18 protein-coding genes and 1 riboswitch are annotated in these 19,396 nt (G+C 60.5%); of the genes, 16 read left to right on the plus strand and 2 right to left on the minus strand.

What is annotated here, in order from left to right; translation table 11 throughout:
• Position 1 precedes the first annotated feature (1 nt).
• The 16 genes from TRM7557_RS13560 (at position 2) to TRM7557_RS13635 (ending at position 16,983) form a co-directional block, all read left to right on the plus strand.
• Positions 2-1,048, plus strand: a complete 1,047-nt coding sequence (locus TRM7557_RS13560; protein WP_058290768.1) for a DUF475 domain-containing protein — start codon at positions 2-4, stop codon at positions 1,046-1,048.
• 26 nt (positions 1,049-1,074) lie between these two features.
• Complete coding sequence (gene hisD / locus TRM7557_RS13565) at positions 1,075-2,382, plus strand: histidinol dehydrogenase (RefSeq protein WP_058290769.1); 1,308 nt, start codon at positions 1,075-1,077, stop codon at positions 2,380-2,382.
• A complete protein-coding gene (locus TRM7557_RS13570; RefSeq protein WP_058290770.1) occupies positions 2,375-3,136 on the plus strand; it encodes an SDR family NAD(P)-dependent oxidoreductase in 762 nt (253 codons plus the stop codon). The genes hisD and TRM7557_RS13570 overlap by 8 nt, the downstream gene beginning before the upstream one ends.
• On the plus strand, positions 3,133-4,131 hold the full coding sequence (locus TRM7557_RS13575) for an alcohol dehydrogenase catalytic domain-containing protein (RefSeq protein ID WP_058290771.1): 999 nt from the start codon (positions 3,133-3,135) through the stop codon (positions 4,129-4,131). The genes TRM7557_RS13570 and TRM7557_RS13575 overlap by 4 nt, the downstream gene beginning before the upstream one ends.
• 12 nt (positions 4,132-4,143) lie before the next feature.
• A complete protein-coding gene (locus tag TRM7557_RS13580; RefSeq protein ID WP_058290772.1) occupies positions 4,144-4,554 on the plus strand; it encodes a universal stress protein in 411 nt (136 codons plus the stop codon).
• 15 nt (positions 4,555-4,569) lie between these two features.
• Entirely contained in the window at positions 4,570-5,076 is a 507-nt protein-coding gene (locus TRM7557_RS13585) for a decarboxylase (protein WP_058290773.1), read from the plus strand.
• The gene (gene comE / locus TRM7557_RS13590) at positions 5,073-5,627 is read left to right on the plus strand and encodes a sulfopyruvate decarboxylase subunit beta (protein WP_058290774.1); all 555 of its coding nucleotides are present in this window, start codon (positions 5,073-5,075) and stop codon (positions 5,625-5,627) included. Before TRM7557_RS13585 ends, comE begins: the two co-directional genes overlap by 4 nt.
• The gene (locus TRM7557_RS13595) at positions 5,627-6,712 is read left to right on the plus strand and encodes an alpha-hydroxy acid oxidase (RefSeq protein ID WP_058290775.1); all 1,086 of its coding nucleotides are present in this window, start codon (positions 5,627-5,629) and stop codon (positions 6,710-6,712) included. The genes comE and TRM7557_RS13595 overlap by 1 nt, the downstream gene beginning before the upstream one ends.
• A gap of 312 nt (positions 6,713-7,024) precedes the next feature.
• Positions 7,025-7,235: riboswitch (cobalamin riboswitch) on the plus strand.
• A 167-nt stretch (positions 7,236-7,402) separates the two neighbouring features.
• Positions 7,403-9,295, plus strand: a complete 1,893-nt coding sequence (locus tag TRM7557_RS13600) for a TonB-dependent receptor (protein WP_074941884.1) — start codon at positions 7,403-7,405, stop codon at positions 9,293-9,295.
• 3 nt (positions 9,296-9,298) lie between these two features.
• On the plus strand, positions 9,299-10,135 hold the full coding sequence (locus TRM7557_RS13605) for an ABC transporter substrate-binding protein (RefSeq protein WP_058290776.1): 837 nt from the start codon (positions 9,299-9,301) through the stop codon (positions 10,133-10,135).
• On the plus strand, positions 10,132-11,115 hold the full coding sequence (locus TRM7557_RS13610; protein WP_058290777.1) for a FecCD family ABC transporter permease: 984 nt from the start codon (positions 10,132-10,134) through the stop codon (positions 11,113-11,115). Before TRM7557_RS13605 ends, TRM7557_RS13610 begins: the two co-directional genes overlap by 4 nt.
• Complete coding sequence (locus tag TRM7557_RS13615; RefSeq protein ID WP_058290778.1) at positions 11,112-11,867, plus strand: ABC transporter ATP-binding protein; 756 nt, start codon at positions 11,112-11,114, stop codon at positions 11,865-11,867. Before TRM7557_RS13610 ends, TRM7557_RS13615 begins: the two co-directional genes overlap by 4 nt.
• Entirely contained in the window at positions 11,867-12,541 is a 675-nt protein-coding gene (locus tag TRM7557_RS13620; protein ID WP_058290779.1) for an adenosylcobinamide amidohydrolase, read from the plus strand. Before TRM7557_RS13615 ends, TRM7557_RS13620 begins: the two co-directional genes overlap by 1 nt.
• Positions 12,528-13,529 (plus strand): DUF6925 family protein, encoded by a 1,002-nt coding sequence (locus TRM7557_RS13625; protein WP_058290780.1) that lies wholly within the window; start codon positions 12,528-12,530, stop codon positions 13,527-13,529. Before TRM7557_RS13620 ends, TRM7557_RS13625 begins: the two co-directional genes overlap by 14 nt.
• A 335-nt stretch (positions 13,530-13,864) precedes the next feature.
• A complete protein-coding gene (locus TRM7557_RS13630) occupies positions 13,865-14,866 on the plus strand; it encodes a cytochrome-c peroxidase (protein WP_074941910.1) in 1,002 nt (333 codons plus the stop codon).
• Positions 14,867-14,874: 8 nt separating this feature from the next.
• On the plus strand, positions 14,875-16,983 hold the full coding sequence (locus TRM7557_RS13635) for a putative bifunctional diguanylate cyclase/phosphodiesterase (protein WP_058290781.1): 2,109 nt from the start codon (positions 14,875-14,877) through the stop codon (positions 16,981-16,983).
• Between the two features lie 9 nt (positions 16,984-16,992).
• Here the strand turns inward: TRM7557_RS13635 and TRM7557_RS13640 are convergent, their stop codons facing one another.
• A complete protein-coding gene (locus TRM7557_RS13640) occupies positions 16,993-18,315 on the minus strand; it encodes a GH1 family beta-glucosidase (RefSeq protein ID WP_058290782.1) in 1,323 nt (440 codons plus the stop codon).
• Positions 18,312-19,340 carry a LacI family DNA-binding transcriptional regulator gene (locus TRM7557_RS13645; protein ID WP_058290783.1) on the minus strand — a complete coding sequence of 343 codons (1,029 nt, stop codon included), beginning with the start codon at positions 19,338-19,340 and terminating at the stop codon, positions 18,312-18,314. Before TRM7557_RS13645 ends, TRM7557_RS13640 begins: the two co-directional genes overlap by 4 nt.
• Positions 19,341-19,396: the final 56 nt, after the last annotated feature.

Raw genomic sequence — 19,396 nt, forward strand, 5'->3', positions numbered from 1 at the left:
GATGACAACACAACGCAAAACACTCTCCTATCTGAAATGGCCTTTGTTGGTCACAGTCATTGGCCTGGGCTTGTCGGGCTGGCTGGGCTGGGCGACCACAGGCACCACGTCCGGTGTCCTGTCTTTCTTGATTGTCGGCACGGTGCTGGCCGCGCTTGAGATCGCGCTGTCCTTTGACAATGCCATCGTCAATGCCAACAAACTGGAAGAGATGACCCCGGTCTGGCAGCGCCGGTTTCTGACCTGGGGGATCCTGATCGCGGTCTTCGGCATGCGGATCGTCTTTCCGCTTGCTATTGTTGCGGTTTTTGCCTGGATTAACCCCTTTGCGGCGATGCATCTGGCGCTGTCGAACCCGGAACAATATTCGGAAATCATCGGCCATGCTCATGGTCCTATCTCGGCTTTTGGGGGCACCTTCCTGATGATGGTGGCGCTGAAGTTCTTTATTGACGAGGACAAATCGATCCACTGGATCGAGACGCTGGAGAAACGCCTGCGGGTCTTTGGATCTATCCGCGGGCTTGAGATTGCCTTTGTGCTGATGATCGTCCTGCTGATCTGCCAATCTGTCCCGCATCAGGAACAGGGGGTGTTTCTGGCCTCTGCCATCATGGGGTTGCTGGTCTTTGTGCTGGTGGATGGTTTGGGCACCTATCTGGACAATATTGCCGGAAAGACGGCTGAAATCGGGGCCAAAGGCGGTTTGGGCGCGTTTCTCTACCTCGAGGTTCTGGACGCCAGTTTTTCCTTTGATGGGGTGATCGGGGCCTTTGCGCTGACGACCAATATCCTGCTCATTGCCATCGGGTTGGGCATTGGGGCGATGTATGTGCGGTCGATGACGATCATGCTGGTCGAACGTGGCACGCTGGCCGAATTCCGCTACCTTGAACATGGGGCGTTCTATTCGATCTTTGCGCTGTCGGTGATCCTGTTCCTGCAATCGCTGACGCATGTGCACGAGCTGATCACCGGGGGCATCGGCATGGCGCTGATCGGTTTGGCTTTCTACTCCTCAATCCGGCACAACAAACGCGAAGCCTAGCTTTGCGCGCATAGAAAGGTTTTTTGATGAAACGAACCTATTTGAAGAAAGCGTCGCGCACCTCGCAGTCGGATGCGGGCGAGACCTCCAAAACGGTTGCCGCCATCCTTGCGGATATCGAAACCCGCGGCGAGGCGGCAGCGCTGGAATATGCTGCCAAGTTCGACAAATACACTGGCAATGTGGAGCTGACCCAAGCCGAGATCGACGCGGCCTGTGCGCGCGTACCGCAGAAGCTGAAGGAGGATATCCTGTTTGCCCACGACAATGTGCGCCGCTTTGCCGAAGTGCAGAAAGGCACCGTTGCCGATGTCGAATACGAGATCAATCCGGGCCTGATCGTGGGGCAAAAGGCAATCCCGGTGTCGGCGGCGGGCTGTTATGTGCCGGCCGGGCGCTACCGGCATATTGCCAGCGCGGTGATGACGGTGACCACGGCCAAGGTGGCGGGCTGCGAACATATCACGGTCTCCTCCGCGCCGCAGCCAGGCGAGGGGCTGAACCCCGCGATCGTGTTTGCCGCCCATGCCTGCGGCGCGGACAAGATCATGGCGCTGGGGGGGGTACAGGGGGTTGCCTCTATGGCGTTTGGCCTGTTTGGCCAGCCCAAAGCCAATATCATTGTCGGCCCCGGCAACCAGTTTGTCGCCGAAGCCAAGCGCAGCCTGTATGGCCGGGTGGGTATCGACATGATTGCGGGGCCGACAGACAGTCTGATCCTCGCCGACAAAGGGGCGGATGCCCATATTGTGGCGACCGATTTGGTCTCGCAGGCAGAGCACGGCTATAACTCGCCCGTGTGGCTGGTGACCGACCATGAACCGCTGGCGCGCGATGTTCTGTCACGTGTGCCCGATCTGATCGCGGATCTGCCCGCCCTGAACCGCGAAAACGCCGAAGCGGCGTGGAACGATTACGCCGAGGTCATTGTCTGTGCCAACCGCGAGGACATGGCCGCCACATCGGATGAATACGCCCCCGAACATCTGACCGTTCAGGCAGAGGATCTGGACTGGTGGCTGAACCGCTTGAAATGTTACGGCTCGCTGTTTCTGGGCGAAGAAACCACGGTGTCCTATGGCGACAAGGCGGCGGGGACCAACCACGTTCTGCCCACGTCGGGCGCGGCCAGCTATACCGGCGGGCTGAGCGTGCATAAATACATGAAGATTGTCACCTGGCAGCGCGCCAGCCGTGAAGGGTCCAAACAGGTGGCCGAAGCCACTGCGCGGATCTCGCGGCTGGAAGGCATGGAGGCCCATGCCCGCGCCGCCGATGTGCGTTTGGCCAAATATTTCCCGGATGAAGACTTTGACCTCACAGCCAATGGATGATCCGCGCAGCCTGTTTGGCCTTGCCGGAAGGGTGGCGGTTGTCACCGGGGCCAGTTCTGGTCTGGGACGCCGCGCGGTCGAGGTTCTGCATGCGGCAGGCGCACAGGTGATTGCGGTGGCCCGGCGGGAAGGGGATTTACAAAGCCTCGTGTCGCAGGTGGGGCAGGGGGCGGCCTATGTCGCGGCGGATGTCACAAACAGGGCGGGCCTGCCCGATCTGGTGGCGCAGATCAGTGCTCCCTTTGGTGCGCCCGATATTGTTGTCCATGCCGCTGGTGTGAACACACGCGAGCCCGCCGATGAGGTGAGCCTTGAGAGGTGGGACCAGACGCTGGAGTTGAACCTGACGGTGCCGTTTTTCCTGTCGCAGGCCCTTGTGCCCGCGATGAAACAGAAAGGCTGGGGGCGGATCGTCACTTTTGCCTCGCTGCAGACCACGCGCGCCTTTCCCGGTGGCATCGCCTATGGCGCCAGCAAAGCGGGTGTGGGGCAAATGACCCGCGCCATGGCCGAAGCCTGGTCAGGGGATGGCATTACCGCAAATGCACTTGGCCCCGGCTTCTTCCCGACCGAGCTGACGCAGGCGGTGTTCGACGACCCGAACCGCGCCGCGCGCAATGCCGCGCAGACCTGTGTCGGGCGCAATGGGCGGCTCGAGGATATCGATGGACCGCTTCTGTTTTTGTGTTCCAATGCCTCGGCCTTTGTGACCGGGCAAGTGCTGATGGTCGATGGAGGGTTCACCGCAAAATGAAAGCCCTGGTCTATGACACTGTGGAAACGCTGACCCTGCGGGATGTTCCCATGCCCAGCGTGCAGACGGGCGAACATCTGGTGCGGATCCACGCGGTTGGGATCTGTGGGTCGGACATGCATGCCTATCTGGGCCATGATGAGCGACGCCCAGCCCCGCTGATCCTGGGTCACGAGGCTGCGGGCGTGGTGGCGGAAGGGCCCTTGGCTGGGCGGCGGGTGACGATCAACCCGCTGGTGACCTGCGGCAGCTGTTCCTATTGCAGGGCGGGGCGCGAAAACCTCTGCCCGGAGCGGCAGATCATATCGATGCCGCCCCGTGAGGGGGCGTTTGCGCAATTTGTGGCGATCCCCGAAGCAAATCTTGTGACTGTGCCGGACGCGTTCCCATTGGAAAAAGCCGCCTTGGCGGAACCGATCGCAGTAGGCTGGCATGCGGCGCGGCTGGCGCTTGAGGCCTTGCATCCGGCCATGACCAAACGTGCGCTGATCCTTGGCGGCGGTGCGATCGGGCTGGCGACCGCACTTTCGCTGCGGACCATGGGGATTGAGGACATCGAGATCTGCGAACCCAATGCCGGGCGGCTTCAGTATCTGACCTCTCATTGCGGGCTTCACGCGCGCCCATCGCCTGCGCAAACCGCGCCGATCGTGATTGACGCCGTCGGCTTTGCCAGCACCCGCGCATCCGCCTCGGCGCTGGCGGAGCCCGGTGGGGTGATTGTCCATGTCGGCCTTGGCGACAATGAGGGCGGGTTGGATATCCGCAGGCTGACGCTGCAGGAAATCGGCTTCATCGGCACCTATACCTATACCGCGCAGGATTTTCGCGATGCGGCGCAGGCGATGTTCGCGGGCCGCTTGGGCAGCCTTGACTGGTTTGAAACCCGGCCACTGGAAGACGGCGCCGCTGCGTTTCGCGACATCCGTGCGGGCAATGTGGCAACGCCAAAGATCATCCTGACCCCACCGGAGCCCGCCACCCCCCAGATCTGAAAGGAAAGGCCCATGTACAAAAAGGTTCTTGTGCCCATGGCATTGGATCACGGCATCTCACCGCAGACACTGGCCATTGCAAAGGCGATTTGCAGCGATGGCGGCGCGATCACAGCCCTGCATGTCTTTGAGGTCCCAAAAGGGTCGGTCAGTGCCTACATCGGCGAAGACACGGTAGAGCGCGGCTTTCGCGCGGCCCGCGCGCTTTTGCAGGACAAAGTGGCGGGGATGGCGGGCGTTACCCCTGACATCACCCGCGGGCAGGCCCACCGCGCCATCACCCGCTATGCGGTGGAGCACGGGTTCGACTGCATTGTGATCGGATCGCATAAGCCGGGGTTTGCGGACTACCTTATTGGATCAACAGCGGCCCGCGTGGTGCGTCATGCGCCCTGTTCCGTGCATGTCCATCGCGACGCTTAAACAGGGGGAGCCACAATGAATATCGACAAACGCATAGCGGATGATCTGGCGGCAAATGACATATCTTTCGTCACCACCGTGCCCTGCAAACAACTGGCCGGGGTGATCGAAGAAATTGATCATCGCACGGATATTTTCCACATCCCCAGCAATAAGGAAGACGAGGGCATGGGCCTGTGTGCGGGGGCATGGATGGGGGGCAAACGCCCGGCCATTATCATGCAGAACACCGCCATCGGGGTCACCATCAACACGCTGGCGACGCTGATCCAATATTACCGCATGCCGCTGCCGATGATCATCTCTTACAGGGGCGAACTGCGGGAACCCGTTGCCTGTCAGGTGGAAATGGCGGTTCATACCAAGGCGTTGTTGGCACAGTTGAACATCCCGACCTACCACTTCCACTGGCAGAAGGATGTCGAGGAATTCGATAATATCCTGAAATACACCTTCATGTGCAACAAACCCGTTGCGATCCTGACCGACGCCAACTTCTGGGGAGGCTATGGCGACCAATGATCCGTTCCGAAATCCTGCAAGACATTGCCCCGATCCTGCGCGACCATCTGGTTGTGTGCAATATTGGCATTCCGTCTCAGGAATTACATGCCATCGACGATCAACCGACGAATTTCTACATGCTGGGTACGATGGGGCTGGCGTCCTCGATCGGGCTGGGCCTTGCCTTGGCGCAGCCCAAGCCGGTGATAGTTATTGATGGGGATGGGTCGATCCTGACCAATCTTGGCACGCTGCCCACCATCGGCAACAACTGCCCCGACAACTATGTGCTGATGATCATCGACAATGGATCTTACGGGTCCACTGGCGACCAGCCCACCTATACCAGCATGAAAACAGATCTGGCCGCCATGGCGCGGGCGGCGGGGTGCGAAACTGTGGTGGAGGTGCAGGATGTCGACACCGGCCCAGCCCTGCAAGCGGCGTTGGGCAGCGGCAAAGGCACCGTCATGATCGTGAAATGCGACAGCGGCAATGCCAAGATGCCGGTCATCACCATGGATCCTGTGGTGATCCGGGACCGCTTTATGAAGGCCGTCGCTGGCTGATGTTTTCGCGCCGCATCCACACGGCAGAGGACGCCCGGCGGCTGGCCAAAAAGCGCCTGCCTTGGATGGTGTTTGACTACATTGATGGGGCGGCCGGGGACGAAGGAGGGGCACGGCGCAATCGCGCGGCCTTGAACGGGATCACGCTGACCCCTCGGATTTTGAAAGACGTCAGCGCGCGGACTTTGGCGACGACGGTGCTGGGGGCACAGGCCCACGTGCCCTTTGGGATCGCGCCCATGGGGATGTGCAACCTCTCTGCGCCTGGGGCTGATTTGATGCTGGCGCGCCTTGCCGCCCGCCACAGAGTGCCACTGGGGGTGTCAACTGTGGCCTCTACCCCGATGGAGCGGATGATCGAGGTGGCCGAGGGCAACGCCTGGTTCCAGCTCTATTTCAGCGGTGATGGCGAAGGCACTTTCAAACTGGTCGACCGGGCCCGCGCAGCCGGCTACCGGACCCTGATCCTGACCGTGGATGTGCCAGAGGTGGCGCGCCGTCCACGGGAATTGCGCCATGGCTTTCAGATGCCCTTCCGCATGGGGCCGCGTCAGATCTTTGATTTCGCGATGCACCCGCGTTGGTCCTTGGCGACGCTGCTGGCGGGACGGCCAGAAATGGCCAATTTCACCATGCCCGGCTTTGACTTTGACCGTACCGAGAGTCGGGCCAAAGCCAATTGGGACACATTGAAGGATCTGCGCGCGCGCTGGCCCGGACAGCTGGTTGTGAAGGGGGTCCTTGATCCCCAAGACGCCAAACGGCTGCAAGAACAGGGCGTTGATGCCATTCAGCTGTCGAACCATGGGGCCCGTCAGCTCAGCAGTGCGCCGTCCCCGATCGACGTGCTGCCTGCCATGCGCGACACATTGGGGGGCTCCTATCCCCTGTTTCTGGACAGCGGCATCCGGTCTGGCGAAGACATTCTGAGGGCGCTTCTGACCGGCGCTGACTTTGTGTTTCTGGGTCGGATTTTGCAATTCGCCATCGCCGCAGGGGGCGAAGCGGGGCTGCAACAACTCTGGCATGGTCTTGAAGCAGAACTGAGGGGCGCAATGGCCATGCTGGGCCTCACACACCTCTAAAGCGCAATCCGAAAAGTGGGAGCCGGTTTTCGGATCAAATTGCGCGACAAAATAAAGGCATAGAGCATCGTCCTTGATGCAGATTATCTGGACGATGCTCTAGGGCTATATGTCGCAACATTTGCCGGGTTGCGATCTGAGCCTTCGTCTTTCGCAAGTCCGGAAGATGCCCGGCACGTCTGTTTCCTGTTGTTTTCCTGTCGTTGCCTGCCAAAACGACGCAGGCCGTGGCAGGCCTCGTTCGGTGATTTGGCGGGACGGGGCGGGGGCCACAAGCGCCGCGCGATGCTTGACAAAACAAAGCACGCTCTCTTAAGGCTGGATCATTCTGGTCCGGCTGGCGTGTGCCACCCGGTTAAAAGGGAACACGGTGCGGCGTAGCCAAAAGGCACCAAATCCGTGACTGCCCCCGCAACTGTGAGCGGAGAGCGAAGCTGCAAGATACCACTGCCTTTCAGGGCGGGAAGGTGCAGCAGAGCCACGACCCGCGAGTCAGGAGACCTGCCAGGATGATCACCCTGTTCGGGCGCGGGGCGCGCCAGGAACAACGGATCTCCGTAGTGGTGACGGCTCTTCACCGTCTGCGGGGGACCTTCTCCCTCCAAAGGCTAAAATTTTATTCAACCGCCCGAAATCCGGGTGGTTTCTGCCCGTCCGCCATTTGGCGGCTGGGCCAATAGGAATGGAATTATGCGTAAAGCTACGCTTCCCGTTGTTGCCGCACTTACTGCCGCACCCGTCATCGCCAACGCACAAGACACCGGCATTTCCGATCTTGGTGAAATCATTGTTTCTGGCGGCTTCACCCCAATTGAAGCCGAGAAATTCGGCCGCGCGGTCTCGGTCCTGACCAGCGAAGAGATCGAAACGCGAGGCCTCAAGACCGTTCAGGACGCCCTGCGCGCCGTGCCCGGCGTGTCGGTCAACGGATCCGGCAGCAGCTTCACACAGGTGCGCATTCGCGGTGGCGAAGCCAATCATACGCTCATTCTGATTGATGGCATTGATGCGGCAGGGGGGCAGGGTGAATACATCCTCACAGGTCTGGACACCGCCAATATCGAACGGATCGAAGTCCTGCGTGGCCCCCAGTCTGTGTTCTACGGCTCCAATGCCTCGGCCGGTGTGATTAACATCGTGACCAAGAAAGGCAGCATTGGCACCGAATATGGTGGCAGTGTTGAAATCGGCAGCGACGGCCAGCGGGCCTCTGCGCGTGTGTCGCACCGCAGCGAACGCGGCGGCTTGGCGCTGAGCGTGTCGCATGACCAAGACGACGGGTTCGACACCTCTGGTGACGGCGGTGAAGAGGATGCGATCCGCCGCAATACTGTTCAGCTGAGCGGCGATTATGCCCTTACCCCGGCGCTGACGCTTGGGTTCAATCTGCGCCGTTCGGACGAACGCTACGACTACGACAGCAACTCCTACACGGCGACCACCGCTGAGGAATATGTCGTGGATGATCCCAGCCCCTATTCCAAAAGAGACGAGCAGTTGGCGCAGGTCTATGCGGAGTATGAGATGTTTGATGCACGCATCAGGCACCGCTTGTCCTACGAACACACAGACTACGACCAGGCGCGCAACGGCGGGTCGGCCACGGAAACTGAGACCAAAGCCGCCAAATACCTGTTGAGCCTGGGCCTGAATGGGCAGCCTGTTGAAACTGCGGATCGCCTGCTGAATGTGATGCTGGAATGGGAAGAAGACAGCAGCACCGCAAACGCGGCTTACAATCGCGAAACCACATCGGTTGCGGTGGAATTCCGTGGCAGTTTTGCCAATGGTTTGGACCTGCAGCTGGGCGCGCGGCGCGACTTCAATACTGCCTTTGAAGACGCCACAACGTGGAACGCCAGCGGGTCTTACAATTTCGCGAATGGGGTGCGACTGCACGCCTCGGCGGGCCGTGGCATTGTTGACCCCTCGTATTTCGAGCTGTTTGCAGATGCAGATTATGGCACCAGCATTTACCGCGGCAACACGGGCCTGACCCCCGAAAAGAACCGCAGCTTTGACATTGGTGTTGAGATTCCGGTTCTGTCTGGGCGCGGCACCGTGGATGTGACCTATTTTGATGAAACCCTGCAGGGCGAAATCAACCGCTACATTGTATCCACCGATGCGGGCGTGAGCACCTGGAGCTACCGCAACGAAAACGGCGACAGCACCCGCAGTGGTGTAGAGCTGATGGCGGACCTTTCCGTGACAGATCGCCTCGATGTGAATCTGTCCTACACCTACCTCGATGCCAAAAACGCGGATGGTTCGGTCGAAGTGCGTCGTCCGCGTCACGAGTTGCTGCTGAGTGCCACGCAGCAGACCTTTGGGGGCCGTGGCAGCGTCACCGCAGATCTGCGCTATGTGGCCTCGAATTACGACAACCAGTATTTCGGCAGCTACACCGTGGAAAAACTCCCCAACTACGCAACAGTCGGTCTGTCGGCGCAATACGAGCTGACGGATAATGTGACCTTGACCGGTCGTGTGACCAACCTGTTTGACAAGGACTATTCCGATGTCTGGGGCTACGCGAGCCGGGGTCGCGCGGCCTTTGTTGGCCTGAACGCGTCGTTCTAAGCCATGCGGGTCTGGCGCTGTATCCTTTTCGCGGCCCTGTTGGGCGCAACCTCGGGGCAAGCCGGGCCAACACGCGTGGTCTCGATGAACCTCTGCACCGACCAGCTGGCGATGATGCTGGCTGCGCCGGGGCAGTTGGCATCGGTGTCCTATATTGCGCGCGACAGGCGTGCCTCGGCCATGGCGGATGACGCCATGGCTTACCCAATCAACCATGGCCGCGCCGAGGAGATCTATCTTCTGAAGCCGGACCTTGTGATCGCGGGATCGTTTTCCACACGGGCCACGACGGATATGCTGCGCCGACTTGGGGTGCCCGTGGTGGTTTTTGAACCGGGTTATGCGCTGGATGACGTGCCCGCGCGCATTCTTCAAATGGGCGAGGCGCTGGGGCGCCAACAGGCGGCCCGTGCTCTTGTGGCCGAATTCGAGACCCGGATGGCGTCGCTTGCCACGCAGCCGACGCGGCGGCGCGCGGCACTGTATTCTGCGAATGGTTATACGTCGGGGCAGAATTCTCTGGCGGGGCAAATCCTGGAAGCGGCGGGCTTTGCCAATATTGCCGCGGAGCTGGGATACAGCCATTCCGGTGTCTTACCGCTGGAGCTGCTGGCGATGGCCGACCCGGATGTGGTGATTTCCTCTCGTCCCTATGCGCGCGCGTCACGCAGCGAAGAGATTTTGGCGCATCCCATCGTGCGTGATCTCACGGCGCGTCAAAACACCGGAGAAATGCGAGATGCGGACTGGGTCTGCGGCACGCCCCATATTCTGCGGGCGATTGCCAAGCTGCAACATCTGCACATCGGGGCGCAGGCCCTGTCGGAGGGTATCCAATGACAAAGCTCATGACGGGCCTCAGCCTCGTGGTACCGGTGCTTTTCTTGTTGTCGCTCACTCTTGGCCCGGCGGAGGTTTCCGCAGGAGACAGTCTGGCAGCGCTGTTTTCGGATGACTACGGTCCGCTGTCATTGGTGATGCGCGAAATCCGTCTGCCGCGCAGTGTATTAGCTGTTTTGATCGGTGCGGGGTTAGGGCTGGCCGGGGCGGCCATGCAGGGGTATTTGCGCAATCCCTTGGCCGAGCCGGGGCTGATCGGCGTGTCGTCCTCCGCGGCGCTTGGCGCGGTCTTTGCGATCAACACAGGCCTTGCCACAGGTATGGCCTTGGGCTTGCCGATTGCGGCCCTTGCGGGCGCTTTGATCGGGGTGGGGCTTGTTCTGCTGCTGGCGGGGCCGCAGGGAGGTTCGATCACGCTGATCCTGGCGGGAATTGCAATATCGGCCATGGCAGGGGCGCTGACGTCCTTGGTGCTGAACCTGTCGCCAAACCCGTTTGCCGCCAATGAGATTGTCTTTTGGATGATGGGGTCTTTGGCGGACCGGTCCATGTTGCATGTCTGGCTGGTTTTGCCTTTTGTGGCTGTTGGCGCGGTCATTCTGCTGCGGCTGGGGCGCGGGCTGGATGCGTTGACGCTGGGCGAGGATGCTGCCCAATCAATGGGGGTGAACCTGAACCGTCTGCGGTTGATGCTGGTGTTTGGAACGGCGTCTGTGGTTGGCGGCGCAACTGCCATTGCAGGGGCTATTGGCTTTATCGGCCTTGTGGTGCCGCATATTCTGCGCCCCTTTGTGCACGGGCAGCCCTCGCGACTATTGTGGGTCTCTGCGCTGGGCGGGGCGGTGATGTTGCAGCTGGCCGATATTGCGGTCCGCGTTATTCTTCCCACCCGCGATCTGAAATTGGGCGTGGTCACTGCGTTGGTCGGTGCGCCGTTGTTTCTGCATTTGATCTATAAGACGCGAAAGGGGCAGGGATGAGCGTTTTGCGCGTTGCAAACCTATGTGTCGTTCGGCGCAATCGCCCCGTTCTGCGTGATGTGTCGTTTGAGATAAACCCCGGCGAATTTGTCGGCCTGCTGGGCCCCAATGGCGCTGGCAAAACGAGTTTGATGCGGGCTGCGCTCGGCCTGATGGAGGCACAGGGACAAAGTTCGCTGGCGAATTTGACAGCTGCCGACCGGGCGCGCGCGGTTGCCTGGATGCCGCAATCTCGGGAAATAGCCTGGCCTGTGCCGGTTGAACGGCTGGTGGCGCTTGGGCGCATTCCGCATTTGCCGGGCGGAGGTCGCCTGCCGCCCAAAGATCAGGAGATCGTAGAGCGCGCGCTTGCGCGAATGGACTTGGGGGCGCTTCGCAGCCGGGCCGCTTCGCGGTTGTCGGGAGGAGAGCAGGCGCGCGCGCTGATTGCGCGCGCCTTGGCGCAGGACACGCCATTTTTGATGGCGGATGAACCGGCCGCGGGGCTTGATCCAGCGCATCAGATTGGCACCATGCAGATGTTCGCAGCGCTTGCGCGTGAAGGCAGATCCGCTTTTGTGTCGCTGCATGACCTTGGCCTTGCGGCCCGGCATTGTACCCGGCTGATCCTCTTGGCGGATGGGGGTGTACTTGCCGATGGGCCTCCAGATGCGGTGCTTACCCCGGATCTGATGGCGCGCGCCTTTGGCATTTCGGTCTGGCACGAACACACCGCCGCAGGGCCGGTGTTCCAACCCCTGGAGGTGCTGTGATGCCCCGTGTCACCCTGCAACGCCCCTGGATCGAGTTTGATCTCGGCCAAGAGATGCACGTCCTCAGCTGGGCGATCAACCGGCCCGGCTTTGTCACGACAGACCGCATCCTGTGGCGCGAAGTGCGTAATGCGGATCTTACCCCAGATTTGGATGTGACAGACTGGTTGAACGCTGAACTGGCGACACAAAAGGCGCAGGATGCAGTGGCTTTTCTGACCTCGCGGGATGTGCGCCACCACCACGAAGCCCAGGCGACGGTCGATGGGATAACAGCGCATGTTTTGGCCACGGTGGGCCTGTCCAACGCCGAACGCATTGGCTCCCGCATGGACTATAGCGACCGGCATTGGGGAACGATCAATGTGGCCGTGGCCTTGTCCGAAGGTGTGTCGCAACCCGCGCTGATTGAGATGCTGAGCATTGCGGTTCAGGCACGCACGGTGGCCGTGATGGATGCGGGGTTTGATCTGCCCGTTGGAGCCGCAACCGGGACCGGAACAGATTGTCTTGCCGTGGCAGCCCCGCCGGGGGATCTCGCTTATGCCGGGCTGCACACGGCCGTCGGCGAAGCGGTTGGCAAAGCCACCTATGACGCGGTGCGGCAGGGTGCAGATATTTGGAAACAATCGAATTTACACAGACACAGAAAGGCAGACCATGCCGAAACTTGATCAGGTGCTGAAGGCAGCCCTCACCCAAGAAGCCTGCGGTTGGACCATGGGATCCTTTGGCGCCATCGCTGAATTCCACCATGTGGTGGGCGACCCGGCCCCGCAGGAACACTCGCGCCTTCTGCAGGTCACCGACCGGGGGGGCGTGCGGATTGACACGCTCGACGGCGTGCGCCCCGTGGCCTACGAGACCCTCAGCCCGCGCCCGCACCGCTGGACGCAGGCGGTGTCTCTGTGCTTGCCGCGCGACAGGGCCGCGATGAACCAGCGGCGGGTTTTGACCTGCCTTGGCCCCGATCATGCAGCCCTGCGCGATCAGGATCGGGGGGCTGAAGTGTTCGATATGGGGCTGGGGCAGTATCAGGTCGATTTCTGCATCCGCACTCAGGATCCAGTGCTTTTGGAGATTCTCTGTGCCAACGAGGGCAAGTCGCTGTTTGACCCGGAAAACCCAGCTATGGGCGCGATACTGAAAGCCCACCCGCATCGGATTGCCCTGACGCGACTGGGGCGGGTCGAGGTCTATCAGATGATCGGTGGACCGGACACCGGCGGCACATCTCCCGAAGGGCCGCACACACATGTTCTGCCGAAACTTCTGCGCGCAGATCGGACCCATTCGGCAAATACGCCAATCCCCGAAGGCTGGGTGCCTTGCTGCGGCGTGCACCCCGAGAATCCGGTCATGACGCGTATGGGCGCAGACAGAGCGTTTGACAAAGCGGCCTTTGACGCCTTCCAAGAGCTTCTCGCCACCTGGGGGGCGGACGCCTATCTCGGAGGCAAGCTGTCAGTCTGGGAGCTGCTGAAGGCCGAGACACCCGTGGATCTCGCGGCGGAGCCTGCCACACGCGAAGGCCGGGCCGGGTGGCGCAATGGCATGCGTCAATGGCGTGTTCTGCACGGAAGCTCGGACCTGCTGGAGCGCTACGCACAGGCCTTTGATCGCAGTGCCGATCAAACCGAACCGGAAAACCCCGGTCACTAAACACGCAGGGACGGAGCGGGGCGTTGCCGGGATCCCCGCTACCTCGGGGGACGGACTGTTTTTACACTGCGGGCAGATGCTGGCGGCGCTTTTGTGCCGCCTTTAATCGACCCGCATCTGGTGGAGAGGGGGAGCATCGTCCCGACCTGGCGGTGGCAACCGGAAGCGAAGCTGCGGAAGCGCCACATAGGGCGAGGGGGGGCGACGGGGGCGCTGGTCTGCGCGGTTTTATTCGTTACTTGTGGTGTTTTGACGCCATAAGTCGGCGCGTTTTCGGTTTGTTTGAGATTTGCACGCAGAATAAGCCCGATGTTTCCGAGGTGCTTATGCGTGTGATGAGTAGAGCAATGTTGGCTTTTGCCGCGCTTTTGACCGTGGCAGCAGGGGCTTTGGCGGCTGTGGAGGGCGATGTCCGTGATGGTTTCCGCCGGCCAACGGTCATTCCGTTTCCAGAAGGCGCGCCCTATTCCCCGCAGGCGGCTGCGCTTGGGAAGCTGTTGTTCTTTGATCCGCGCCTGTCTGGGGCGCAAAACCTGAGCTGTGCATCCTGCCATAACCCGTCCTTCGGCTGGGAAGTTCCTGTGCCGCGCGCACTTGGCTCCCTGGCGGTTGAGTTGCAGCGTCATGTGCCAACAGTGGAAAATCTGGCCGAAGCGCCGCGCCTGACATGGGATGGCCGCCAGACCTCGATTGAACAGCAAGTGCTGAGCCCGATTGTTCATCCCGATGAGATGAACGCGACGATGGAGCAGGTGATTGACCGGCTGCTGCGCATTCCCAAATATAGAAAAGCCTTTCGCACAGCCTTTCCCGGCGAAGGTCTGGTTGCTGAGAATGTGGTTGCCTCGCTTGCGACCTATGTCAGGACCCTGCGGTCAGGGTGGTCCCCGTTTGACGACTGGGTTGCGGGTGATGAAGACGCAATCTCGGCCGCGGCAAAGCGAGGCTTTGAGTTTTTTATCGGAGAGGGCGGCTGTGCGGCCTGTCACGCTGGCTGGGCGTTCACCGACCATAGGTTTTATGACATCGGCCTTGACACGAATGACCCTGGCCGGGCTGGGGTGGATGACAGCGAACCAGCCGGGCGGCGGGCCTTCAAGACCCCTGGCCTGCGCAATATCGCCCTGCGCGCACCCTATATGCACAACGGCAGCCAGAGCGATCTGGTGGGCGTGCTGCACCACTACCGCAATGGTGGCGCGTCGGACCTTGGGCGACAGGTGGATATTGCGCCGGTGCGAATCCCGCTGATGGCGGAGATGGAGCTGATCGCCTTTCTTAAGACCCTGACGGCCTATGACGCCCATGTGTCACAGCCCTCGCTGCCGGTGAAATGAGGCGCGCCATGTCCATTCGTTCCAAGATACTCCAGCCCAGTATTGCGCTGATCTGCGTCGGTCTGTTGACCGTTGCATGGATTTCGCTGTCGTCGCTCAATGCCAACCAGAAGGTCCTGAGCCGCTATGATGAGGTGTATTTCGAAACCAAAGTGTTTGAAGCCATTCGCGCCGATTTAACGGCGTTACAGGCATTTGGGGATGAGGTGCTGGCGTTCAATCAGGTGATTGCGCCGCATCGGATCAACTCTGAATTTTCGACCTATGTGGAGCGGATTGGACACCGCATAAGCGACTTGACCTCTGTCACCAGCGAGGCGGCGGACCCGGCCGAGATTGGCCGCCTGCGCCGGGCTTTTTCAACCTGGACACAGGCGCTGGAGAAAGCTCTGGGGATTGTGCCCAGCCAATTTGTTCCCAGCAGGCCCCATTTGGACATTCTTGCGCAAACAGTGCAGGCCGAAGTCGCGATGATGCACGAACGGGCCTTGGCGGACGCGGCGGCTTTTGGCACGCGATCGCGGGCTGGGCTGGTGTCGAACCTGACCGTCGCGGCGGTTATGATGGTGGTTCTTCTGGCCAGTGTTGGCGGCTTTGCCCTGCGCCGCAGTTTCTGGCTGGCCAATGCCATGCGCAGCCTTGCAGTGGCCATGGAACGCATCCGAGAGGGCCGCTTTGACACCCGTCCCGATCACGCAGAACGCCGGGACGAGCTGGGCGAAATCTCGCGCGGGGTCATGGCGTTTTCGCAAAACCTTCTCAGTTTGACCGAGGCCAAAGAACGTATTGAATACATGGCCTTGAATGATGCGCTTACGGGGCTAGCCAATCGCACAAAACTCACCAGTTTCCTGACCTGGCTGATGGATCCGGAAACGGATCAGGGCGCTATTTTTGCGGTCATGCATCTGGATCTGGACCGTTTCAAAGAAGTCAACGATACGCAGGGTCACGCAGCCGGGGATGCGGTTCTGGCGCGCGTTGGCAAAGTGTTGTCGCGCAATATCCGCAAAACGGATCTGGCCGCACGGGTGGGGGGCGATGAATTTGTACTGGTGCTGCGCGATACCTCGGAACAGGCTGATGTGGAAGCGCTGGCTGAGCGTGTGATCGAGGAGGTGTCGCAGCCCTTTGAATTTTCGGGCGAAAGCCTGCGGGTGGGGGCCAGCATAGGCATCGCGTTTTCAAACACCGCCGCCGATCCCGAAGAGGTGATGTCCAACGCCGATATCGCCCTCTACCTGGCCAAAGGCGCCGGGCGCGGCTGTCAGCGTGTTTTCACCGAGCAAACCGGTAGCGAATACGCGGATCGCAAGCGTCTGCTCAAGGATCTGCGTTTGGCACTGGTGAACGGTCAAGTCCGGCCATTCTTCCAGCCGCAGGTCGATGGGATCACCAATAAAATCGTGGGCGCGGAGGCTTTGGTGCGATGGCTGCATCCTGAACGTGGCGTGTTGTCTCCGGCGCAGTTTCTTGATCTGGCGCATGAAAACGGCTTGGGGGATCTGCTCACCGAGGTGGTTATAAATGCGTCGATCTTGGCGCTGAAGACCTGGAGAGAGTCGGGCTGGGATGTGCCCGTTGTCAGTCTGAATTTCACCGCGCGGCAATTGCGCAATCCTGACATTATGGAAGCCCTGCACCTGCATGTGGAAGAGGCGGGTCTTCATCCCAGCGATATTGCAATCGAGGTTCTGGAAACCGTTTTGTTCGGCGACGAAAACGACGGGGCCTTTGCAAACCTGATGTCCATGCAGAAACACGGCTTCCGGGTGGAGTTGGATGATTTTGGCACCGGGCATGCCTCTATCAGCACCCTGCGCAAGCTCAAGGTTGACCGTGTGAAGGTCGATCGCTCCTTTGTGACAGGCGCGTCCGAAAATCCCGAACAGGAACAGCTGCTTGGCGCGTTGATTGATCTATGCGCCAAGCTTGATATTGAATGCCTCACCGAAGGGGTCGAGACAGAGACAGACAAATCCCTGCTGCTGTCGCTGGGGTGCCGGTACTTCCAAGGCTATGCCTATGCGCGCCCGATGGAGGTGGACGCGTTCGGGGCTTGGATGGATCAATGGCACGAAACGCAGGCGCTGCAAGCCAAGGCCGTTCGCTCATGACGTCTCGGGCTACCTGCGCAAGGCCTGACGTAGCGCCTTGAAAGAGGCTTTGGGAACCCGTTCCAAGGTTTCAAAATCCACATGCACAAGGCCAAAGCGTTTCTCATACCCAAGGGACCATTCGTAATTGTCCAGCAGCGACCACAAAAAATACCCTTGGACCGGGGCGCCATCTGCAATCGCGCGCTGAACGGCTGCGATATGCTGGTTGATGTAGTCGATACGAATGTCATCCTGTACGGCACCTGCTTGAGCGATGTCGGCATTGGCCATGCCGTTTTCGGTCACAAATAGCGGCAGATCGCCCGTGTAATCCCGGGCCGCCCGCACCAGCAGATCATAAAGACCCTGCGGGTAAATCTCCCAGCCCATCTGTGTCTTGGGCAACGGGCCGGGCACCAGTTGGCTGTGCGGCCATGGGCCCTCGGCCTGTGCCAGCAGTGACCGGGTGTAATAATTGATCCCGCACCAATCGACCGGGGCACCGATGCACTCAAAGTCATCCTGCCAGCCCTTTGGCAAATGCGGTTCCAACCCTTCCAAAGCGAGCGCAGGATAGGCTTTGTCGAACACGCCGCCCATAAAAAAGCGATTGTAAATAGCGTCTTGTACGGCAGCCGCCTGCCGGGCCGCGTCGCTGTCATCGGCTGGGGTGGCCCATTCCAGATTGAACACAGCGCCAAGGTTTCCCAATCCCATGGCCCGCATGGCCTGAGTCGCGGTGCCATGGGCCAGCAACACGTGATGCATGGCACGGGCTGCCGCGCGGATGTCGCGTAGGCCCGGGGCATGCGCGCCGACAAAATGGCTCAGCCAGCTGACACACCAGGGTTCATTGATGGTGGCAATCGAATGCATCCGATCGCCAATGCGGCCCATAATAATTTCGGCAAAATCGGCAAACCACTTGGCGACATCGCGGTTGCGCCAACCGCCCAGATCCGCGAGCGCGGCAGGCATTTCCCAATGGTAGAGCGTCACGCAGGGTTTGATGCCCCGCGCCAGCATTGCGTCTGTCAGGCGGTCGTAGAAATCCAGACCCTCTTGGTTGATGGTCCCGCGCCCGTCCGGCAAGACCCGCGCCCAGCTGGTCGAAAACCGGTAACAGTCGAGCCCGGCATGGGCGACAAGGTCCAGATCTGCCTCAAAGCGGTGGTAGTGATCACAGGCAATGCCGCCGTGTTCCGCGCGCACCACATTGCCGGGCGTGGCGGCGAATGTGTCCCAATGGGTCCGCCCCGCTCCGCCAAACTGGTGACCTTCGATCTGATAGGCCGAGGTCGCCACGCCAAATTCAAAATCTGACGGAAAATCGGAGCGTTTGAAGTTCATCTTTCGGGTCCTGGTCCTGTGGAGCGGCCCACAACGATCTCGGCTTCGAGCATACGTGTCTGGGGGGCAAGCTGGGGATTGTTGATACGGTCGATCAGGATCTGCGCCGCGATCTCTCCGGCATGTCGCACAGAGGACCGCGTGGCCGTAAAGATTGGCACATCCTGACCGTTTTTCAGATACGACAGGTCATCGTCATGGGCGATGACCGAAACATCGCGGGCCATTTTCAGCCCTGCTTCCTCGATCGCGCGGCGCACACCAATGGCAGAGATCATGGACGACACCATGAAGGCCGTGGGCGGTGTCTCCATCCGAAGCATATCGCGCGCGGCGTGGTGACCTGCGACCTCGGTCATTTCCTCGGTGAACATCAGGTCCGGGTTGAGCGGCAAATTGGCCGCTGCCATGGCGTCTTCGTAACCTTTGCGCCGGCGCATGGCGAAATCCATGTCCTCCAGACCATTGATCAAGGCGATCCGGCGGTGGCCGAGGTCGATCAGGAATTCGGTTGCGCGCCGGAAGGATCGGGTGTTGTCCACGTCCACCCAGGGGTAGGGGCCGTGTTCTGCGCTGGAGCGGCCATGCACCACAAAGGGAATGCCAAGGTCACGTAACGCTTTGATCCGGGGTTCAACCACCTTGGGGCCCTGCAGGACCACACCATCCACAACCCGCCGATTATAAAGGGATTTATAGATCTCGGCCTCACCGCCATCGACCGCATGGGCAAACATCATATCATAGTTGTTCTGCGAATAGGTCTGCAGCGCGCCCGCGACAAAATCGCCAAAAACCGGGTTCACGATCTCGTGGCGCGCGGACAGCGGGATCACGTGGCCAATGACCATTGCCCGGCCGGTGGCCAGCCCGGTGGCGCGGCTGTTGGGGCTGTAGTTGTGCTCTCGGGCGGCCTCAACAACGCGAATCCGGGTCTTTTCGCTCACCTCTGGGTAGCCGTTCAGCGCACGGCTCACCGTGGTTTGAGAAAGGCCAAGCAATTCAGAGAGTTCTTTGAGGTTCATGGTGTCCTGTGGGGCGTCTTTTGGGCTGCCAAAGTCCCAAAGCGTTTTGGAAGTTT

Source organism: Tritonibacter multivorans (assembly GCF_001458415.1).
Lineage (GTDB): Bacteria > Pseudomonadota > Alphaproteobacteria > Rhodobacterales > Rhodobacteraceae > Epibacterium > Epibacterium multivorans.

What these genes read in the sequence shown, in the direction of transcription:
- TRM7557_RS13585 (WP_058290773.1), top strand. Translation starts at nt 4,570, where the DNA reads ATGAATATCGACAAACGCATAGCGGATGATCTGGCGGCAAATGACATA.
- TRM7557_RS13625 (WP_058290780.1), top strand. Translation starts at nt 12,528, where the DNA reads ATGCCGAAACTTGATCAGGTGCTGAAGGCAGCCCTCACCCAAGAAGCC.
- TRM7557_RS13595 (WP_058290775.1), top strand. Translation starts at nt 5,627, where the DNA reads ATGTTTTCGCGCCGCATCCACACGGCAGAGGACGCCCGGCGGCTGGCC.
- TRM7557_RS13615 (WP_058290778.1), top strand. Translation starts at nt 11,112, where the DNA reads ATGAGCGTTTTGCGCGTTGCAAACCTATGTGTCGTTCGGCGCAATCGC.
- TRM7557_RS13605 (WP_058290776.1), top strand. Translation starts at nt 9,299, where the DNA reads ATGCGGGTCTGGCGCTGTATCCTTTTCGCGGCCCTGTTGGGCGCAACC.
- TRM7557_RS13640 (WP_058290782.1), bottom strand. Translation starts at nt 18,315, where the DNA reads ATGAACTTCAAACGCTCCGATTTTCCGTCAGATTTTGAATTTGGCGTG.
- TRM7557_RS13610 (WP_058290777.1), top strand. Translation starts at nt 10,132, where the DNA reads ATGACAAAGCTCATGACGGGCCTCAGCCTCGTGGTACCGGTGCTTTTC.
- TRM7557_RS13570 (WP_058290770.1), top strand. Translation starts at nt 2,375, where the DNA reads ATGGATGATCCGCGCAGCCTGTTTGGCCTTGCCGGAAGGGTGGCGGTT.
- TRM7557_RS13620 (WP_058290779.1), top strand. Translation starts at nt 11,867, where the DNA reads ATGCCCCGTGTCACCCTGCAACGCCCCTGGATCGAGTTTGATCTCGGC.
- TRM7557_RS13560 (WP_058290768.1), top strand. Translation starts at nt 2, where the DNA reads ATGACAACACAACGCAAAACACTCTCCTATCTGAAATGGCCTTTGTTG.
- TRM7557_RS13600 (WP_074941884.1), top strand. Translation starts at nt 7,403, where the DNA reads ATGCGTAAAGCTACGCTTCCCGTTGTTGCCGCACTTACTGCCGCACCC.
- TRM7557_RS13575 (WP_058290771.1), top strand. Translation starts at nt 3,133, where the DNA reads ATGAAAGCCCTGGTCTATGACACTGTGGAAACGCTGACCCTGCGGGAT.
- hisD (WP_058290769.1), top strand. Translation starts at nt 1,075, where the DNA reads ATGAAACGAACCTATTTGAAGAAAGCGTCGCGCACCTCGCAGTCGGAT.
- TRM7557_RS13580 (WP_058290772.1), top strand. Translation starts at nt 4,144, where the DNA reads ATGTACAAAAAGGTTCTTGTGCCCATGGCATTGGATCACGGCATCTCA.
- TRM7557_RS13635 (WP_058290781.1), top strand. Translation starts at nt 14,875, where the DNA reads ATGTCCATTCGTTCCAAGATACTCCAGCCCAGTATTGCGCTGATCTGC.
- comE (WP_058290774.1), top strand. Translation starts at nt 5,073, where the DNA reads ATGATCCGTTCCGAAATCCTGCAAGACATTGCCCCGATCCTGCGCGAC.
- TRM7557_RS13630 (WP_074941910.1), top strand. Translation starts at nt 13,865, where the DNA reads ATGAGTAGAGCAATGTTGGCTTTTGCCGCGCTTTTGACCGTGGCAGCA.
- TRM7557_RS13645 (WP_058290783.1), bottom strand. Translation starts at nt 19,340, where the DNA reads ATGAACCTCAAAGAACTCTCTGAATTGCTTGGCCTTTCTCAAACCACG.